At 66.0% G+C, this 17,378-nt stretch carries 18 protein-coding genes; 3 read left to right on the top strand and 15 right to left on the bottom strand.

Annotated elements, in window-relative coordinates; all coding sequences use genetic code 11:
* From AC3G2C_RS03880 to gspE, 10 genes are read right to left on the bottom strand one after another with little or no spacing between them, the layout of a single operon-like run.
* Positions 1–750: a hypothetical protein gene (locus AC3G2C_RS03880; protein ID WP_488383304.1), complete on the bottom strand. Its 750-nt coding sequence runs from the start codon at positions 748–750 to the stop codon at positions 1–3.
* Positions 747–1,379 carry a type II secretion system protein GspM gene (gene gspM, locus AC3G2C_RS03875; protein ID WP_488383303.1) on the bottom strand — a complete coding sequence of 211 codons (633 nt, stop codon included), beginning with the start codon at positions 1,377–1,379 and terminating at the stop codon, positions 747–749. Before gspM ends, AC3G2C_RS03880 begins: the two co-directional genes overlap by 4 nt.
* Positions 1,376–2,545: a PilN domain-containing protein gene (locus AC3G2C_RS03870; RefSeq protein WP_488383302.1), complete on the bottom strand. Its 1,170-nt coding sequence runs from the start codon at positions 2,543–2,545 to the stop codon at positions 1,376–1,378. Before AC3G2C_RS03870 ends, gspM begins: the two co-directional genes overlap by 4 nt.
* Positions 2,542–3,423, bottom strand: coding sequence for a type II secretion system minor pseudopilin (locus AC3G2C_RS03865; protein WP_488383301.1), 882 nt, complete (start codon positions 3,421–3,423; stop codon positions 2,542–2,544). Before AC3G2C_RS03865 ends, AC3G2C_RS03870 begins: the two co-directional genes overlap by 4 nt.
* Positions 3,420–4,085: a type II secretion system protein GspJ gene (locus tag AC3G2C_RS03860; protein ID WP_488383300.1), complete on the bottom strand. Its 666-nt coding sequence runs from the start codon at positions 4,083–4,085 to the stop codon at positions 3,420–3,422. Before AC3G2C_RS03860 ends, AC3G2C_RS03865 begins: the two co-directional genes overlap by 4 nt.
* Positions 4,082–4,480: a type IV pilus modification PilV family protein gene (locus AC3G2C_RS03855; RefSeq protein ID WP_488383299.1), complete on the bottom strand. Its 399-nt coding sequence runs from the start codon at positions 4,478–4,480 to the stop codon at positions 4,082–4,084. Before AC3G2C_RS03855 ends, AC3G2C_RS03860 begins: the two co-directional genes overlap by 4 nt.
* On the bottom strand, positions 4,477–4,995 hold the full coding sequence (locus tag AC3G2C_RS03850) for a GspH/FimT family pseudopilin (protein ID WP_488383298.1): 519 nt from the start codon (positions 4,993–4,995) through the stop codon (positions 4,477–4,479). The genes AC3G2C_RS03855 and AC3G2C_RS03850 overlap by 4 nt, the downstream gene beginning before the upstream one ends.
* Positions 4,996–5,015: 20 nt before the next feature.
* Positions 5,016–5,441: a type II secretion system major pseudopilin GspG gene (gene gspG / locus AC3G2C_RS03845; RefSeq protein WP_488383297.1), complete on the bottom strand. Its 426-nt coding sequence runs from the start codon at positions 5,439–5,441 to the stop codon at positions 5,016–5,018.
* A gap of 47 nt (positions 5,442–5,488) precedes the next feature.
* Positions 5,489–6,706: a type II secretion system inner membrane protein GspF gene (gspF, locus tag AC3G2C_RS03840; protein WP_488383296.1), complete on the bottom strand. Its 1,218-nt coding sequence runs from the start codon at positions 6,704–6,706 to the stop codon at positions 5,489–5,491.
* Between the two features lie 33 nt (positions 6,707–6,739).
* Positions 6,740–8,470, bottom strand: coding sequence for a type II secretion system ATPase GspE (gene gspE, locus AC3G2C_RS03835; protein WP_488383295.1), 1,731 nt, complete (start codon positions 8,468–8,470; stop codon positions 6,740–6,742).
* 461 nt (positions 8,471–8,931) lie between these two features.
* On the opposite strand from gspE, the gene AC3G2C_RS03830 reads away from it, so the two are divergent.
* A complete protein-coding gene (locus AC3G2C_RS03830; RefSeq protein ID WP_488383294.1) occupies positions 8,932–9,717 on the top strand; it encodes a TatD family hydrolase in 786 nt (261 codons plus the stop codon).
* 144 nt (positions 9,718–9,861) lie between these two features.
* Here the strand turns inward: AC3G2C_RS03830 and AC3G2C_RS03825 are convergent, their stop codons facing one another.
* The 4 genes from AC3G2C_RS03825 to AC3G2C_RS03810 form a co-directional block, all read right to left on the bottom strand.
* Positions 9,862–10,419, bottom strand: coding sequence for a pseudouridine synthase (locus AC3G2C_RS03825; protein WP_488383293.1), 558 nt, complete (start codon positions 10,417–10,419; stop codon positions 9,862–9,864).
* Between the two features lie 37 nt (positions 10,420–10,456).
* Positions 10,457–11,356 carry a class I SAM-dependent methyltransferase gene (locus tag AC3G2C_RS03820; protein ID WP_488383292.1) on the bottom strand — a complete coding sequence of 300 codons (900 nt, stop codon included), beginning with the start codon at positions 11,354–11,356 and terminating at the stop codon, positions 10,457–10,459.
* Between the two features lie 173 nt (positions 11,357–11,529).
* Positions 11,530–12,642, bottom strand: a complete 1,113-nt coding sequence (locus AC3G2C_RS03815) for an S-(hydroxymethyl)glutathione dehydrogenase/class III alcohol dehydrogenase (RefSeq protein ID WP_488383291.1) — start codon at positions 12,640–12,642, stop codon at positions 11,530–11,532.
* A gap of 180 nt (positions 12,643–12,822) precedes the next feature.
* Positions 12,823–13,737 carry a LysR substrate-binding domain-containing protein gene (locus AC3G2C_RS03810; protein ID WP_488383290.1) on the bottom strand — a complete coding sequence of 305 codons (915 nt, stop codon included), beginning with the start codon at positions 13,735–13,737 and terminating at the stop codon, positions 12,823–12,825.
* A 107-nt stretch (positions 13,738–13,844) separates the two neighbouring features.
* Here AC3G2C_RS03810 and AC3G2C_RS03805 point away from each other — a divergent pair, with 107 nt between their 5' ends.
* Positions 13,845–14,036, top strand: a complete 192-nt coding sequence (locus tag AC3G2C_RS03805; RefSeq protein ID WP_488383289.1) for a hypothetical protein — start codon at positions 13,845–13,847, stop codon at positions 14,034–14,036.
* 49 nt (positions 14,037–14,085) lie between these two features.
* Here AC3G2C_RS03805 and AC3G2C_RS03800 read toward each other — a convergent pair whose 3' ends face one another.
* Entirely contained in the window at positions 14,086–16,293 is a 2,208-nt protein-coding gene (locus AC3G2C_RS03800; protein WP_488383288.1) for a beta-glucosidase family protein, read from the bottom strand.
* Between the two features lie 132 nt (positions 16,294–16,425).
* Between AC3G2C_RS03800 and AC3G2C_RS03795 the strand changes: the two genes are divergently transcribed.
* Complete coding sequence (locus tag AC3G2C_RS03795; protein WP_488383287.1) at positions 16,426–17,370, top strand: aldo/keto reductase; 945 nt, start codon at positions 16,426–16,428, stop codon at positions 17,368–17,370.
* Positions 17,371–17,378: the final 8 nt, after the last annotated feature.

Here is a 17,378-nt window from a genome sequence, read left to right as displayed (position 1 = left end):
TCAGTGGGCTCCCTCGGTGGACGCTTCTTGTTGCTGTTGGGCGCGTCGCTTTTGAATGGCTTCTTTCAACTGGCGAATGCGGTCGGCTTGCGCATCGTTGATCGTCTGTTGCTGCGGCGGTGGCGGCGCAGCGGGCACGGGAAACGGCGCGGCTTGCGCCGGCGGCATGTTCACCACCATGCCGCCAGCGGGCAGCACGGGTGGGTTACCCGCCGCGCTATTGGGCGACGGCGGCATACCGGGCGGCGCATTGGTGGGCGCCTTGGGTGCATCGATGGGTGCGCCTGCGGGCAGATCCAGCTCGGTGCGTCCGCTGGCCGATTCGAACACGGCGGCGCGCGGCTTCAGCTCGGCCAGGCGCCAACTGCCGTCGGGCAGCGTATCGCCTTCACGCACGCGCACTTCGCGGTCGCCACTCTTGTCGCGTAGCAGCGCCATGTGCAATGCCGGCGTGAGGATGATGCCGGTGAGCTGCATATCACCCAGGCTGGCGCCACCGCTGGCCGCGCGCAGCGCAGGCTTGCGATCAGGGTTGAACAACGGCTGCTGCCACACCACCGCGAATTGCTCCAGCGGCACCGGCGTGGGCAAGCCTTGTTCGCGTGCCTCCGGCAGCGGCGCCGCCGGGCGCGGCGGCCCCCACTGCACGCCGCGGCCAATGCCCACGAGCAATAGCAGCAGGAGCAATGCGAAGACGGCAGCGATGCCGCCCAGGATCGGGGTGAGGCGACGTTGACCGGCGGCGTTCACGGCGCGCCTCCCTGGTTGTCGTCGCCCGTCGTCGCACGCGGCTGGCGCACGTAGCCGGACAAGGTGAACTGCACCTCCAGCGGCGCGGCCGCCTGTTGCAGCGCGGCCACGGGGTTGCGGTAGATGCTCAGGTCGTCCACGAACAGATACGGCGTGCCCTGCTCCAGATCGTGCAGCGTCTCGGCCAGCGGCTGCACATCGCAACGCAGGCTGATGCTCACCGCCACCTTGCGATAGGGCTCGTCCGGCGCGGCGGGCGGGTTGGGCACTGGCATCTTCTGGGTGACGTCGCAGGCGCCGCCTTGCGGGTGCGCCGCTACCGCGTCCACCACGCGCTGCATCAAACCGGCGGCGGCGGCATTCGGATCGTCTTCGGGCAGAAAGGCGTGACTGGCCGCCTGGCCCGCACCCATCGCGGCAATGCGCTGCTGCAACTGGGGCTTGTCGGCAATAGCGGCGGCAAAGCGCGCGTGCGTATCGCGCAGATCGTCCATTTCGCTATGAATGGATTGCAGGGGCGCCACGAACCACCAATGCAGCAATGCGAAGTAACTGATGACCACCACGAACAGCAACAGCAGGATCGCCGCGATGCGGCTATCGCGCGGCGTGAGTTTGCTCAGCTTCATGGCGCGCCCCCCGCCGTGGAGGAAGAGGCCGCCGGCTTGCCCTTGGGTTCACTGGGCTTGCGCAGGTGGGCCACCATGTAGAAGCGCTCCTTGCCCGTGGATGGATCGACCTGGATGGTGCCCTGGAAGTTGGTATCGGTGAGCACGGTCGAGCCCTTGAAGGCATCGACCAGTCGCGCCGCCTGTGGGCTCTGGCCCTGGAAGCCCACCTGACCGCTGTTATCGATGCTCAGGCGCTCCAGCCATGCTGTGGTGGGCAGGCGCTGGCTGATGTCCTGCACCACGGCCAGCGCGGATACGGTGACGCGCTTGCGCTCGGCCAGAAAGCCCGCGGCACCGGCGTTGTCCTGCAATTGCTGGCGCAACGATGCCACTTGTTGCGCTTCTGCGCGCATGCTTTCCACGTCGCTGCGCATCTGCTCCAGCGCGGCGTTGCGGTTGTGCAGAAACTGCAACAGCGTCAGCACCAGCAGCACGATGGCCGCCGCGCCGAGCGCGAGATTGAGGCGTTGTCGTGGATGCTGGCGACGGGGCGCCAGTTCCGGCGGCAGCAGGTTGGCGCCCAAGCGCTCGGCGCCTTCCGCAACGTCGATGGCATCTACCTGCAAGCCAGAGGAAGCCAGGCGCGCCAGCAGCGGATCGAGCGTGCTGCGCGGCACCACCACCAGTTCGGCGGCGAAACGACCCGCCGGCGCGGCGGCGCGCAGTTCGCGCACGTCGTAGCGCACCTGTTCGGCGCGAAAGGGCGTTTGCCGATCCATTTCGAAAGCGCCGATCTGCAACAGGTTATCGCGCGCGGCCAAAGGCAACTGCAGGCGCGGGCGAAGCACCAGCGAGGGATCGAGCCCCAGCGCCAGGCGCAGGTCTTCGCTGTCCACGCCACGCAATGCGTCGCGCAGAGCTACCTGCTGGCTGGCGGCATCGAGCTGACTGCTCCAGCGCGCCATCGCCTGCGTGTCGCCGACGCGGCGCAAGGTCCAATCCTCGCCATCCAACTGCAACAGGTGCCAGGCCAGGCCGCCGCCGAAGCGTGCGCGCCAGCGCATCGGCAGCAACGCCGCCAGTTCGCCACCCCACCATGCGAAGAAGCGCGGCAGCGGCGAGGCGCGCCAAGCGCGGCGCACACGATCGAGCTGCGAACGCAGTGGCAAACTTGCCGAACTCATTCCCCGTCTCCCTCTTGCCAACGCAGCACCGCATACGGCGGCATGCCTGCCCGGATGCCTTGCAGACGCACCGTGACGCGCAAAATGGCGCGCGTGCCGTCGGCCAACGTGGCCTCCGAACGAATACTATGCGTTACTCCCTGAGCAACGGCTAGGCCTTGCGGCTGGCCGGCCTGGCCCGCCTGCCGCGACGCCAGCAGCGCCTGCGCTTGTGCGGGCGTCATGCCGGGAATGGCGGCTAGCGCCAGCGGCGGCGCCGTGGCCGGGTTGGGGCTCTGCCGGCCCGACCACAGCGTGACCTGGGAGGCCACCTTGCGATACACCGCCGGGTCCATGCCCAGCACCATTTGCAGCTCCTCCACGGTGGCAAACGGGCCATGACGCGGTCCGTAATCCTTGCCGGCCTGCGCGTAGGCTGCATTGGGCACGTTGCTGGGTGGCGACAACGAAAAGCTGCGCCAGTCCACGACGTTCTGGGTAAGCGCCTGCGCCTTGGCGTCGGGCATGCCGGCAGCACGAAACAGGTTGAGCAGCACATCGGGCGAGGCGGCATTCAGATCGACCTTGCCGCTTTCGTCAATGATGCTCACGTTGACTTTCGCGCCATCGAAAGCGAACGGATAGATGCGCCCATCGGACTGCCAGCGCAGTGGTTGCTGCGGGTCCTGCAGGGCGTAGATGGCCCGCATCACGCCCGCCTCCGCCGCGTAGTGGGCCTGCGTCTGCGCGAATTGATAGCGTGCCTGCAGGCCCTCGGTGCGCGCCAGCATCGCGTAGCCACCCAACAGGATCGCCAAGAGCGTGCACGCCCATAGCACCACCAGCAGGGCTACGCCGTGCTGACGCACCACGGATGCGGGAACGTGCATGCGCCTCATGGCGTGGTCCGTCGCTGCAGGCCTTGCAGCAAATCGACCTGCCCCTGCATGGCCGATGCGTCCACGCGCAAAGGTGCGTCCAACTGAGGCCAGCCACGGGTGCCATTGAGCTTGAGCGCCACGCGGACGATGCGCGGCATGGAGCGCACGCTATCCCAATGGTCGCCCCACTCGCCCGGCTTGTCCGGCGTATCGGGCGAGCGATAGCTGAAATGCCCGTCGGTAATGCCATCGACCAGTACCTCCGGCTCTCCGAGCGGACGCGGCGCGCTGCCATCGGGCGGCATCAGCGCAAAGCTTGCCTCAAGTCGCCAGCCGCCCTTGCCGTTGGCCACCAACTTCAACTGCTGCAACTGCGGACCCAGCTTGCCGAGATAGCCCGGCAACGGCGCAACGAAGCGCATCTCGCGTGCATCGCCCGTGAAGAAATACGGATCGCCCTTATCGCTGCGCGATACCGGCACGGCGCGCGCTTGCGCCAGCTCGCGACGCAGGAATTGTTGAGCCGAACGCATTTCGTCCAGTCGCGTGATGCTCGCTTCGCCCGAGCGCACGGCATGGGTGGCCGTGCGCACGCCGCCGTATACGCCCAGCAACAACAGCGCCAGCAGCGCCAAGGCGCCGAGCACTTCCAGCAGGGTAAAGCCGCGCGCGTGCCTCATCGATTGTTGTCCGGCTCGGGCCCCATCGCCCGCAACGTGCTGAAGTGCGCGGAGCGTTCGCGCAGGCGTGGCCCCCACATCACATCCAAGTCGAGCTTGAACAGGCGAACCTGCGCATCGGGCGACGCACCGGGCGGGTTCCAGGGGCTGACGACCAGCCGCCAGCGATAGCTGTCGTCGAAGCGCCCCTGCGTGGTGCCCGCCTGCAGCGGCGCCGTGAGATCCACCGTGTCGAGCAGGCTGCGTGCCCATAGCGCGGCCTGGCTGTGATCGTCCGCATTGCGGGTGAGCGCAATGGAACCGCCAGCCACTTTCATCAGCGCCCCAAAAGCAATCGCCAGCAGCAGCATGGCGGCGATCACTTCGAGCAGGCTGAAGCCGCGCTGCCGCTTCATCGCGATGCACTCACGTCCGCCACGCTCACGGCACCAGTCAGCCACGATACGTTGACTTGCCACTGGCGTCGCTCGCGTTGCAGCGTGATGTGGCCGCCCGTGGAGCTGCCGTCGGGAAAGAAGCGGATGCGCCCGGTGTGGTCGTTGACCTGATCCTCGCGCGCACTGGTAATGCCGATGCGCATGCCCGAAGGCAGGCGCGTGACTTCACCGCGATCGGCCCGATAGGTATTGGCGCGCGTGTCCACGTCGAAGTTGCGCTCGTCGCCATGCACGATGGCCTGGGCGCGCGTGGCGCGTAACGCAGCAGCCAATTCGCCGCTGGCGGCGCTTACCCGCGCGCTCGCCAGGCCCTGGGTCACCGACACGGTGACCGCCGCCGCGGCGATGCCAATGAGCAGAATGACCGCCAGCATTTCAAGCAGCGTGAAGCCGCCCGCTGCACGGGAATAGGGAGTCGAGTAGCGGAAACGGGAATGCACACGGCTTCGGCGCTTTGCCGATGCCGTGTGCATGGCTACCGACTCCCGGCTTTTCACTGCCAGTTGCCCACGTCGGCGTTGTAGCCATCACCGCCGGGCTTGCCGTCCTGGCCGTAGAAAATCAGGTCGAAGCTGCCGTGATCGCCCGGGTACTTGTAGCCGAACTCATGACCCCACGGATCCTTCAGCTCCGATTCCTTGGCGTACGGCCCCTGCCAGTTGCGCGCGTTGGCCGGCTTGACCAGCAGATCCTGCAGTTGAGCCGGCGGCGAGCCGTTGTCGAGCGCATAGTTCTCGACCTTTTGGGTGAGCGTGGTGAGCTGCGCCTTGCCCGCGCCGTACTTGCCCTTGTCGACGTTCTTGCCGACCTGGGTGACCACCACCGCACCGATGATGCCGATCAACACGATCACCGCCAGCATTTCCAGCAAGGTAAAGCCGCGGGTGGCCTGGGGGCGATGAAGAGAACGATGTCGCATGAGGTACCTCGTGTTGTGTCCAAAGGGTTGGCAGCGCGGTGGCGCGGCTACTGGATATTGCTGGTGAGGCTGAGCAGCGGCAGCAGGATCGCCGCCATGATGATCGCCACCAGCACGGTCATCACGATGGTCAGCGCCGGCACCAAGGCAGCGAGCAGACGGTCGATGGAACGACGGCTTTCCAGCTCGAAGGTGTCGGCCACCTTCAACAGCATGGTGTCCAGCTGCCCGGCCTCCTCGCCCACCTGCACCATCTGCAGGGCCAGGCGGGGGAAACGCTGCGACTGCGCCAGTGCCAGGCTCAGACCAGTGCCGCCCTTGACCTGCTCGGCGGCTTGCTCCAGCGCCTGATCCAACGCACGGTTGGCGGTGACCTGTCGCGCGATGCCCAGGGCCGACAGCAAAGGCACGCCATTCTTGAGCAAGGTGCCCAGCGTGCGCGCGATGCGTGCGGTCTGCACTTTCAACAACAGCGGCCCGACCACGCGCAAGGTAAGCAGCCTCGCATGCCAGGCCAGCAGCGTGGCCGGATCGCGCAGACGAGCACGCGCGACGAACACACCCATGACCAACAGCGCCACGATCAGCCACCACCACGATTGCAGCGCACCACCCACAGCCAGTACGGCCTGGGTGATCCAGGGTATCGGCACTTGCATGTCTTCGAAAATCGGCACGAACTGCGGCACTACGTAGGCGAGCAACAACAGCAACGAACCGAGCACACCCACCATCAGGAACGCCGGGTAGATCAGCGCGTTGATGATGCTGCCGCGCAGTTGCTGCGATCGCTCCAGGTAGTCGGCCAGGCGGCGCAACGTGTCTTCCAGCGAACCGCCCGCCTCGCCCGCGCGCACCAGGCTGATGTAAAGCTTGGGGAACACGCCGTGTTCTTCGTCCAGCGCCTGCGAAAGCGGCGTGCCGCCGCGCACGCGATCGCGCACGCGCTCGATGAGCTTCTTGGCGCGCTCGCCCTCGGGCAGGTCCAAGAGAATGCCCAAGGCGCGATCCAGCGGCTGGCCTGCACCAAGCAATGTCGCGAGCTGGTGCGTGAACTGCGCGAGCTGATCGCCGGTGAACGGGCCGCGCCGTAGCCACGCAGAAAAGCCGCTGCCACCGCCCTCGGCGTCGGCAGCGCGCGCGTCAAGCGGCGTATGACCCTGATCCTGCAGGCGGCTGATCACTTCTTCCAGGCTGCCGGCTTCCATCTGGCCTTGCAGCATTTCGCCCGCGGCACTCACCGCGCGATAGCTGAACTGACTCATGCGCGCGCCTGCGCGACAAACAGCGCCGGGGCATCAACCTTCCTGCGTGACACGCATCACCTCCTCAATGGTGGTGATACCGGCCACGGCCTTGGCGATGCCGTCCTCGTACATGGTGCGCATGCCTTCGGCACGCGCGAGGCGTTCGATCTCACCCGCATCGGCGCGCTGCATCACCAAGCGGCGCAACGGATCGCTCATCACCAGGAACTCCATGATGGCGCGGCGACCGCGATAGCCGGTGGGGTTGGCGGCACTGCTGCCGGGCTTCCACAGGCGAATGGGGCGCTCGTCGGTGTACTTGTGCAGCTCGAACTGCTCGATCACCTCGGGCAGCGCCTCGTAGGGAATGGCCGTGGCCGGATCCAGGCGGCGCACCAGGCGCTGCGCCAAGATGCCGTTGACGGTGGAACCGAGCAGGTAATCCTCCACACCCATGTCGAGCAAGCGCGTGATGCCGCCCGCCGCGCTGTTGGTGTGCAGCGTGGATAGCACCAGGTGACCGGTGAGCGCGGACTGGATGGCGATGCGACAGGTTTCCAGATCGCGCATTTCGCCGATCATGATCACGTCCGGGTCCTGGCGCACGATGGAGCGCAGCGCGCCAGTGAAATCCAGCCCGATCTGTGGCTTTACCTGAATCTGGTTGATGCCTTCGATCTGGTATTCAACGGGGTCTTCCACCGTGATGATCTTGACGTCAGGCGTGTTGATCTTGGACAGCGCCGTGTACAGCGTGGTCGTTTTGCCCGAGCCCGTAGGGCCGGTAACCAGCAGAATGCCGTGCGGGCGCTCCAGCACATCGACGAAGCGCTGCTGGAAGCTGTCGGTAAAACCCAGCTCTTCGAAATCGAACACCACCGACTCGCGATCGAGAATACGCATGACCACCGACTCGCCGAAGCTGGTCGGCACGGTGGACACACGCAGATCCAACTCCTTGCCCTGCACGCGCAATTGGATACGTCCGTCCTGCGGCAGGCGGCGCTCGGCGATGTTGAGCTTGGCCATGATCTTTACGCGCGAGATCACCGCGGCGGTGGAGCTGGAGGGCGGCGCCTCCACTTCGTGCAGCACGCCGTCGATGCGATAGCGCACTTTCAGACGGTTCTCAAACGGTTCGATGTGCACGTCCGACGCGCGTTGTTCCACCGCGCGCTGCAGAATCAGGTTCACCAGGCGGATCACCGGCGCTTCGGACGCGAGGTCGCGCAGGTGCTCCACGTCGTCTTCCACCGCGGCGCTGCCGTCGAGGTTCTCCACGATGGTGCCCATGGCCGAACGACCGCTGCCGTAATAGCGCTCGATCAGGTCGTCGATTTCCGAACGCAGGCCGATGCGCAGGTCTACCGCGCGCCCAGCGGCCAGGCTCACCGCCTGCAGCGGATACGGGTCGGCCGGGTCGGCCACCACCAGGGCCAGGTCCTGCTCGCCCACACGCACCGGCACCACGTGCTGCTGCTTGAGAAAGCGCACGGATACGTCCAGCTCGGCAGGCGGCGCATCCGGCGCCTCGCGTGCGGCGAACAGCGGCGTTTGCAGGAGTTCGGACCAGGCTTCCGCCAGATCGCGCTCGGAAACCAGGCCCAGCCGGGCCATCAGCGCCGTGAGGGTGCCATCGGGCGATTCCTCGTGCAGGCGGCGGGCACGCACCAGATCGGTGTCTTTCAAGCGACCACGGGCAACCAGCAGCGCACAGACCGCTGCTTCGCGGCCATCCGTCGCCGCCTCTCCGCTTGCCGCCGACCTTGCCACTGCCGACATGCGTTCACCCCGCTTCCTGTTTTGGTTTCAACGTCGCGGATGCCGCCCCCAACGGCACCGAAGACGCATTGGTAACACACCCGTCGTGCGCTACGCGAGCACGGTTTTTCACCGTACGTCACAAAGTCGACAGCGGCAGGGCACGCGTGTTCCCCTGGCCGAGCGTAAACGGGCTTGATGACGGTACCGAGGCCAGGGGCCCGTACCGCAAGAATTCGCTCCGTGTCGGCGCCTCGCGCTGGTGGCGTCTCAAGCGAGTGTTGGGGATGCCTTACCGAGGCGATGTACGGGGGGTGGACTACATCGCATGCCTCCCAACCCCAAGGGCTCCCCGACGCTATGCCCAGCTATCGAGTCCAGGGCCCCGACGCGCCAGCCCAAACAGAACGCCAGCGGCGCACCCTTTGGCTGCCATCGCGACATTTTGGGACAATGGCGATTTAAGGCATCCACACCCGCCCATGCAACTGATCGATATTGGCGCCAACCTCACCCACGAATCGTTCCACCACGATTTTGCCGACGTGCTGCAGCGCGCGCACGACCATGGCGTGGCGCGCCTCATGGTGACCGGCGCCTCGCGCGATGGCAGCACGCATGCGCTCGCGCTGGCGCAGGCGCATCCGGGCGTGTTGTACGCCACGGCCGGCGTGCATCCACATCACGCCATCGACTACGACGACGCCACCGATGCGCTGCTGCGCGAGCTGGCCACGCACGAGCAAGTGAAAGCGGTGGGCGAAACCGGCCTGGACTATCACCGCAACTATTCCCCGCGCGAGGTGCAATTGGCGGTGTTCGAGCGCCAGCTGCAGATCGCGGTGGATGTACAGAAGCCGCTATTCCTGCACCAGCGCGACGCGCACCACGATTTCATCGCGCTGCTGCGCCGCTATCGCGAGAAGATTCCTGGCGCGGTGGTGCACTGCTTTACCGACACTGGCGAAGCGCTACGCGACTACCTGGCGCTGGATTGCCACATCGGCATCACCGGCTGGATCTGCGACGAGCGCCGCGGCACGCATCTGCGTGAACTGGTCAAGGAGATTCCCGCCGATCGCCTGATGATCGAAACCGACGCGCCCTATCTGCTGCCGCGCACCGTGCGTCCGCAGCCCTCGCATCGACGCAACGAGCCAATGTACCTGCGCCATATCTGCGAGGAGATCGCGCGCGATCGCGGCGAGCCGGCCGAGGTCACCGCCGCGCACACCAGTGCCACGGCGGCGGCGTTCTTCAAGCTCTAAGGATGCTCTGATCTTGATCGTCATTCCTGCGGAAGCAGGAGGTGCTTTTTAACAGCCGAAGGGCTGGTCATCCATTGCCTTGACGCGCAACGATTTACAGGCACTGGACCCCTGCTTCCGCTGGGGTGACGAGCAACATGCCGTTTAATCAGACCTTCCCTGCGCACGCTCATCCAGCACGCGCGTCTCGCCCGGGGCCAGGCCATCGAGCGCATACGGGCCGATGCGCTCGCGAATCAGGCGCAAGGTGGGGAAACCCACGGCGGCGGTCATGCGGCGCACCTGGCGGTTGCGCCCTTCGCGCAGGGTGATGCGTAGCCAGCTGGTGGGGATGAGCTTGCGAAAACGCACAGGCGGATCGCGCGGCCACAGCCAGTCGGGCTCCACCGCGTGCTCGGCGCCTGCCGGCAGGGTGGGCCCATCGTTGAGCACAACGCCGCGACGCAGCGCGTCGATGGCCTCGTCGGTGATCTGCCCGTCCACCTGTACCAGGTAGGTCTTGGGTTCCTTGTGGCGCGGGTCGGTGAGCTTGTGCGCGAGCCGGCCGTCGTCGGTCAGCAACAGCAGGCCTTCGCTGTCGTGGTCCAGGCGCCCAGCGGGATAGATTTCCTTCTGTCGCACGAACTCGGCCAGCGTGCGACGGCCGTGCTCGTCACGGAACTGGCACAGCACGCCATAGGGCTTATTGAGCGCTAACAACATACCGTGCGTCCCAGCACTATCGCGCAGTCCTCCGCGCTCAATGCGCGGAGGATGCCGTCGCGGGGGCGGCGGGCTTGACGAAGCGCAGCGTCATGCGATCCGACTCGCCGATGGCCAGGTACTTGGCGCGATCCTGGTCACCCAGTTCCAGCGTGGGCGGCAGGGTCCACACACCCTTGGGATAGTCCTTGGTGTCCTTGGGGTTGGCGTTGATCTCGCTGGACTCCTCCAGCGTAAAGCCTGCGTCGGTGGCCAGCTTCACCACGTAGTTGGTGGGCAGATAGCCGCTTTGCTTCACCGACTCCAGGCTGGCATTGTCCGCCGCGCGATGATCCACCACGCCCAGCACGCCACCCGGGCGCAAGGCGGCGTAGAAAGCCTTGAACATGGCGGGCGCCGTATCGGCCATGACCCAGTTGTGCACATTGCGGAAGGTGAGCACGAGGTCCGTCGAACCCGGCGCACCGAACACCGGCGCCTTGGGATCGAACTCCACGATCTGCGCCTTGCCGTAATGCTCCGCGTCGCCAGCAAACTTGGCGCGCAGGCCGGAGCGGTCGCGACTGGCTTCGCCATCGCCCGTCGGTTTGGTCAGCGCGGCGATGTAGTGGCCGTTGTCACGCAGCAGCGGCGCAAGAATTTCGCTGTACCAGCCGCCGCCGGGGGTGATCTCGATGACCGTGAGGTCCGGGCGAACACCAAAGAACTGCAAGGTGGCCTTGGGGTGGCGGTACACATCGCGCGCCTTGTTCGCCGGCGAACGCCAGCTGCCGGCGAGCACCTGGTCAAGCTGGCTGGCGGTGTAGTCGCCGGCCGAGGTCGGCGGCACCAAGCCACCGGCAGGCTGATCCTGCGCCTGCGCATTGGCGGGCGTAGAGGTGCCACTGCACGCCGCCAACAGCAGCGTCGCCAGACCCAGGTACACACGGCTTTTCATCGACTACCCCTTATCGAAAACGTCGGCACGACTGGCGCAGCATAGCCGCCTCAGCTTGGCGGCCACTACGTATACAAATGGTGGATGGACAGTGCCACGCCCTGCCCATTAGCACTAGCTGAGCACACCTGCCCATAGGCCACCTTTCAGGCCAAAGGCGGCCACGTGCCGACTCAGTAGTGGATCACCGAGCGGATGACCTTGCCTTCGTGCATCAGGTCGAACGCCTCGTTGATGCGCTCCAGCGGCAGCACCTTGGTGATCATCTCGTCGATCTTGATCTCGCCGGCCATGTAGCGATCCACATAGCCCGGCAACTGCGAGCGACCCTTGACGCCACCGAACGCCGAACCGCGCCACACGCGACCGGTCACCAGTTGGAACGGACGCGTGCTGATCTCCTGGCCGGCACCCGCCACACCGATGATGATCGACTCGCCCCACCCCTTGTGGCAGCACTCCAGCGCCGAGCGCATCACATGCACGTTGCCGATGCACTCGAAGGAGTAATCCACGCCGCCATCGGTGAGATCCACGATCACCTGCTGCACCGGCGTATCCGGGTAATCCTTGGGATTGACGAAATCCGTCGCGCCCAGCGCGCGCGCCATCTCGAACTTGTCCGGGTTGGTGTCCACCACCACGATGCGACCGGCCTGCGCCATCACCGCACCCTGCACCACCGACAAGCCGATGCCGCCAAGCCCGAACACCGCCACGCTCGCACCCGGCTCCACCTTGGCAGTGTTGAGCACGGCGCCGATGCCGGTGGTGATGCCGCAACCGAGTAGGCATACCTTCTCCAGCGGCGCGGCCTTGTTGATCTTGGCCAGCGAGATTTCCGGAAGCACGGTGTATTCGCTGAAGGTGCTGGTGCCCATGTAGTGCAGCAGCGGCTTGCCGTTGAGCGAGAAGCGCGAGGTGCCATCGGGCATCACGCCGCGACCCTGGGTGAGGCGAATCTTCTGGCACAGGTTGGTCTTGCCGGAGAGGCAGAATTTGCACTCGCCGCACTCGGGCGTGTACAGCGGAATAACGTGATCGCCTACCTTGAGCGAGGTGACTCCCTCACCCACTTCCTCCACGATGCCACCACCTTCGTGGCCAAGGATCACCGGGAACTGGCCTTCCGGATCGGCACCGGAAAGGGTGAAGGCGTCGGTGTGGCACACGCCGGTAGCCACGATGCGCACGAGCACTTCACCGGCCTTGGGGCCGGCCACGTCGACCTGTTCGATGGACAGGGGTTTGCCTGCTTCCCAGGCGACGGCTGCGCGTGACTTCATGGTGTTCTCCTTGTGACTGCGATGATGCAAAGGGGAATGATGACGGGTTGGGGCGCGATGTGGAACCGTGTTGGGGTTTGACCTTGGTCTTAAGCGAGAGGTGCTTGTTGGCGACGCTGTTGGTCTTCTCGCGTCGTTCGCTTTTCATTGAGCGCGCCGCGACCTGGCTCGCCGTCAAACTCACACGACGTCGCCCCCAGCCCCCGTCGCATACGACATCGCCTCCGCATACTTCCCCGCCTCGCACAACAACCACTCGCGAAACGTCCTCAGCCCCGCGTGATCACGCGCACGCTCCGGATAAACCAGAAAATACGCCTCCGGAATCTGCTGATAGCGCTCACCCAACACCTGCAGTAAACCCGCCTCGATCAACGGACGCGCCATCACCATGCGCCCCAGCGCCACCCCCATGCCCTCCAGCGCACCGCGCTGCAACGCATCGGTGTTGTCGAACTGCGCCACGTAGCGGCGTGGTGGCTCGCCGCCGGATGCAGCGAACCAGTCGCGCCAGCGATCGCCGGGGTCGCCCAGCAAAGGCCACTGGCTGAGGTCGGTGGGGTCAGCGTGCTGCATGCGCTCCACCAGGGCGGGCGCGGCCACCGGGGCGATCCACTCGCCGAACAGGCGCTCGGTGATCAGGCCAGGCCAGGGGCCGCGGCCATAGCGCACGGCGGCGTCCACCGGGTCGCGTTCGAAGTTCACCAGTTCCACGCTCGATTGCAGGTTGAGCTCCAGCTCCGGGTGGGCGGCCACCAGCCTTGCCAGACGCGGCACCAACCAGGTGGACATCACGCCGGGGATGGCGCTCAGGGTGAGCGCGTTTTCGCGACGGCAACGGTAGCCGGCCATGGCGCGGTCGATGCCTTCGAAATGGTGGCCGACGGCTTCCATCAGGCGACGCCCTTCGCCGGTGAGCTGCACGCCGCGCGGGCCGCGGTCGAACAGCTTGCGCTCCAGCCGCTGCTCCAGCTGACGGATCTGGTGGCTGAGCGCGCTGACGGTGAGGTTCGCCTGCTCGGCGGCACGGGAGACATTGCCCAGGCGGGCGACCTGCACGAACTGTTGGAGGAGATCCAGCGAGATACGCGCCATATTGAAAATGCCTCAAGTCTGACTTGCGAATATATCGCTTTTTGGCGCGTTACAACCCGCCTATCTTGAGCGTCCTACCACCCATGACCGTTCGACGGGAGGATGTCATGAGTTCGCTCTGGACCAACCTGTTGTTCATGCACGGCCACATCGCCGATGTCGACCTGGCACGCCGCCTGGCCGACGTTCCCGAACCCGAGCCGCGGGCCGGCGGCAAGCGCGAGCGCACGGAGAAGCCGGCGCTCGCGACCAGCAAACCCATCGGGTGCGCCGCGCTCCCCCAGGGCGGTTGCGCCTGAGGGCCGCGGCGAGAGCAACGGCGCCACCGCCTTGGTGGCGCCGTGTGCGTTAGAGCTGGCTGGGCGCCAGCTTCACGCTGACCGGCTCGCCGAGGTCGGCGGATGACGAGCCCTCCGATACCTGATAGTCACCGCCGCGTACCACCCAGGCGTGCTTGGCCGTGTCGAAGTCGGCAAACAGGCGACGCTCCAGCGGGATGGTGAGCGTGCGTTTCTCACCAGGGCGCAGGAACACCTTGCTGTAACCGGCGAGGCGGCGAGCCTTGGCGCCCGGCACCTGCACATACACCTGCGCTACTTCGGCACCAGCGCGAGTGCCGGTGTTGCTCACTTCCACCGTGGCCTGCCACTGCGTGCCCTTGGCCGATGCCTTGAGCGCACCGTGCTTGAAGGTGGTGTAGGAAAGGCCATAGCCAAACGGGAACAGCGGCTGGATGCCGCGCGACTGGTACCAGCGATAGCCCACGTCGGCGCCTTCGATGGCGTAATCCACCGAGGCGGGCGGGTGATCGGTGCCCGCACCGGGCAGCTCCGGACGTGGCAGCTGCGAGACGTCGCGCGGCCAGCTCAGGGGCAGGCGACCGGAGGGATTCACCTTGCCCGAAACCAGGTTAGCGATGCCATTGCCCGCGTCGCCACCGGGATACCACACCTCCAGCACCGCACCGACCTGATCCAGCCACGGCAAGGTGACCGGGCCGCTGTTTTCCAGCACCACGATGGTGCGCGGATTGGCCTTGGCGACGGCGGCCACCAGCGCATCCTGGTTGTCGGGCAGCGCGAGATCCTTGGCATCGATGGATTCGGCCTGCCACTTCTGCACGAACACTACGGCCACTTCCGACTTGGCGGCGAGCGCGGCGGCCGCGGCAATGTCGTTGCCTTCGGCGTATTGCACGCTGGCCTTGGGCGCCATCGCGCGCAGGGCCGTGAGCGGTGCATACGGGTGATACATCACCGGGCCCGGCCAGGCCGTGGGCGCAATGCCGGGCACGGCGTTGTCGCCCTTGGCAGTCACCAGCGAGGAACCGCCACCGGCAAGCACGCCCTTGTCGGCGTGCGCGCCGATCACGGCGAGCGAGCTGAGCTTGCCGGCATCGAGCGGCAGCAGGTGGTTCTGGTTGCGCAGCAGCACCGCGCCGGCTTCTAGCGTTTCGCGCGCCACGGCGAGGTTGGCCACCTCGTCGATCGGCCCCTTAGTGGCGGGATGCTCGAACAGGCCCGCAGCGAACATGCTACGCAGAATGCGCTGCACCATGTCGTCGATGCGCGCCTGCTTCACTTCGCCTTTGGCGAGCGCGTCGCGCAACGGCGCATCGAAGTACAACTGCTTGTCGAAAACTTCGCCGGCCGATTCTTGATCCAGCCCCGCGTTCACCGCCTTGGCCGCGCTATGCACGCCGCCCCAATCGGACATCACGAAGCCGGGATACTTCCAGTCGCGCTTGAGCAACTGGTTCATCAGATAGTCGTTCTCGCAGGCCCAGTCGCCGTTGACCTTGTTGTACGAGCACATCACCGAGCCGGGCTTGCCGCGCTCGATGGCCAGCTCAAAGGCGAGCAAGTCCGACTCGCGCATGGCTTGTTCGCCGATGCGCACGTCGATGGTGTCGCGACCGGTTTCCTGGTCGTTGAGCGCAAAGTGCTTGATGGTGGAGATCACGTGCGCGCTTTCCACGCCGCGAATCGCCTCGCCCACGATGGTGCCCGCCAGCAGCGGGTCTTCGCCGGCGTATTCAAAGTTGCGACCGTTGCGCGGTTCGCGCATGAGGTTGACGCCACCGGCGAGCAGCACGTTGAAACCCTTGCGATGCGCTTCGCCGCCGATCATGGCGCCACCGCGATAGGCCACCTGCGGGTCCCAGGTGGCGGCGGTGACCGGGCCGGCCGGCAGCGGCGTGGCGTGGTCACCCGGGCGCATACGGGTGGAGCTGGCTACGCCTAGGCCCGCGTCGCTTTCCTCCAACGCGGGGATGCCCAGGCGCTCGATCGGCGGCACGTAGCCGGCCGATGCGATGGCGCCCTTGGGGAACGGCTTGTCGGCTGGGCGATCCGGGCCGGCGTAGTAGCTGCGGATGAGCTGGAATTTCTCGTCCTGCGTCATCTGCGCCAGCAGCAGCTTCGCGCGCGCGTCCGGCGACAGCGTGACGTTGCTCCAGGGCTTGCTCGCGGGCGTTTCGGCGATAGCGGTGGCCATGCAGCCACTCAGTCCCAACATGATCGCGTACCGCAGTACGGCTCCTGCCTTGCGCTTCATTCGACCTCCAGGGGATGTGGGCGTGCCGATGCGCTCGCCTCGGCATCACACGACGCGCGCGTATACTCGCGAGCCTCGGGGTTTCGAGTATGCATGAAACGCCGTCCCCACTGTCGTACACGGAGCCCACCCATGAATATGCGTCCCCTTGGCCGTTCCCCGCTCTATGTCGCCCCGCTGGCGTTCGGTGGCAATGTCTTCGGCTGGAGCGCCGACGAGCAACGCTCGTTCGAGCTGCTGGACGCCTTTGTCGATGCCGGCTTCAACCTGATCGATACCGCGGATGTCTATTCCGCCTGGGTGCCTGGCAACCGTGGCGGCGAATCGGAAACCATCATCGGCAAATGGCTCAAGCGCAGCGGCAAGCGCGACAAAGTGGTGATCGCTACCAAGGTGGCCAAGTGGGCCGAGCACCCGGGCCTCTCGCCGGTGAACATCAATCAGGCCATCGACGGTTCGCTCAAGCGCCTGCAGACCGACTACATCGACCTATACCAGGCACATGAGGACGATGCCTCGGTGCCGCTGCACGAAACGCTGGAAGCATTTGGCGCCCTGATCAAGCAGGGCAAGGTGCGCGTGATCGGCGCCTCCAACTACGGCGCGGATCGCTTCGGCGAAGCGCTCGCCCTATCGGCCAGGCTGCACCTGCCGCGCTACGAAACGCTGCAGCCGGAGTACAACCTGGTGAGCCGCAAGGGTTACGAGCAGGCGCTGGAACCGCTGGTGGTGGCCGAGAACGTCGGCGTGATCAATTACTACGCGCTCGCCAGCGGTTTCCTCAGCGGCAAATACCGCAGCGACGCCGATCTCGGCAAAAGTGCGGCACGCAGCAACGCGGTGAAGAAGTACCTCACGCCACAGGGCCTTGGCGTGCTGGCCGCACTGGACAAGGTGGCCGCCGCACATGGCGCCACCCAGGCGCAAGTGGCGTTGGCTTGGCTGATCGCACGCCCCAGCATCACCGCGCCGATTGCCAGCGCCACCAGCGTGCCGCAGCTGCAGGAACTACTGGGTGGCGTTAGCCTGCAGCTGAGCGGCGAGGAGATTGCCCTGTTGGATCAGGCCAGCGCCTGATCGACCAA

The sequence above is a fragment of the Frateuria sp. sgz306004 genome (assembly GCF_057750885.1).
The sequence above is the reverse complement of the archived record's forward strand: the minus strand, read 5'-3'. Positions and strand labels throughout refer to the sequence as shown.

Bases quoted from the DNA above. Each gene is read 5' to 3' on its own strand.
- gspG (WP_488383297.1), bottom strand. From the start codon at position 5,441: ATGCGACATCGTTCTCTTCATCGCCCCCAGGCCACCCGCGGCTTTACC.
- gspF (WP_488383296.1), bottom strand. From the start codon at position 6,706: ATGAGTCAGTTCAGCTATCGCGCGGTGAGTGCCGCGGGCGAAATGCTG.
- AC3G2C_RS03805 (WP_488383289.1), top strand. From the start codon at position 13,845: ATGAGTTCGCTCTGGACCAACCTGTTGTTCATGCACGGCCACATCGCC.
- gspE (WP_488383295.1), bottom strand. From the start codon at position 8,470: ATGTCGGCAGTGGCAAGGTCGGCGGCAAGCGGAGAGGCGGCGACGGAT.
- AC3G2C_RS03820 (WP_488383292.1), bottom strand. From the start codon at position 11,356: ATGAAAAGCCGTGTGTACCTGGGTCTGGCGACGCTGCTGTTGGCGGCG.
- AC3G2C_RS03850 (WP_488383298.1), bottom strand. From the start codon at position 4,995: ATGCACACGGCATCGGCAAAGCGCCGAAGCCGTGTGCATTCCCGTTTC.
- AC3G2C_RS03795 (WP_488383287.1), top strand. From the start codon at position 16,426: ATGAATATGCGTCCCCTTGGCCGTTCCCCGCTCTATGTCGCCCCGCTG.
- AC3G2C_RS03860 (WP_488383300.1), bottom strand. From the start codon at position 4,085: ATGAGGCACGCGCGCGGCTTTACCCTGCTGGAAGTGCTCGGCGCCTTG.
- AC3G2C_RS03800 (WP_488383288.1), bottom strand. From the start codon at position 16,293: ATGAAGCGCAAGGCAGGAGCCGTACTGCGGTACGCGATCATGTTGGGA.
- AC3G2C_RS03815 (WP_488383291.1), bottom strand. From the start codon at position 12,642: ATGAAGTCACGCGCAGCCGTCGCCTGGGAAGCAGGCAAACCCCTGTCC.
- AC3G2C_RS03810 (WP_488383290.1), bottom strand. From the start codon at position 13,737: ATGGCGCGTATCTCGCTGGATCTCCTCCAACAGTTCGTGCAGGTCGCC.
- AC3G2C_RS03825 (WP_488383293.1), bottom strand. From the start codon at position 10,419: ATGTTGTTAGCGCTCAATAAGCCCTATGGCGTGCTGTGCCAGTTCCGT.
- AC3G2C_RS03855 (WP_488383299.1), bottom strand. From the start codon at position 4,480: ATGAAGCGGCAGCGCGGCTTCAGCCTGCTCGAAGTGATCGCCGCCATG.
- AC3G2C_RS03830 (WP_488383294.1), top strand. From the start codon at position 8,932: ATGCAACTGATCGATATTGGCGCCAACCTCACCCACGAATCGTTCCAC.
- AC3G2C_RS03865 (WP_488383301.1), bottom strand. From the start codon at position 3,423: ATGAGGCGCATGCACGTTCCCGCATCCGTGGTGCGTCAGCACGGCGTA.
- AC3G2C_RS03870 (WP_488383302.1), bottom strand. From the start codon at position 2,545: ATGAGTTCGGCAAGTTTGCCACTGCGTTCGCAGCTCGATCGTGTGCGC.
- gspM (WP_488383303.1), bottom strand. From the start codon at position 1,379: ATGAAGCTGAGCAAACTCACGCCGCGCGATAGCCGCATCGCGGCGATC.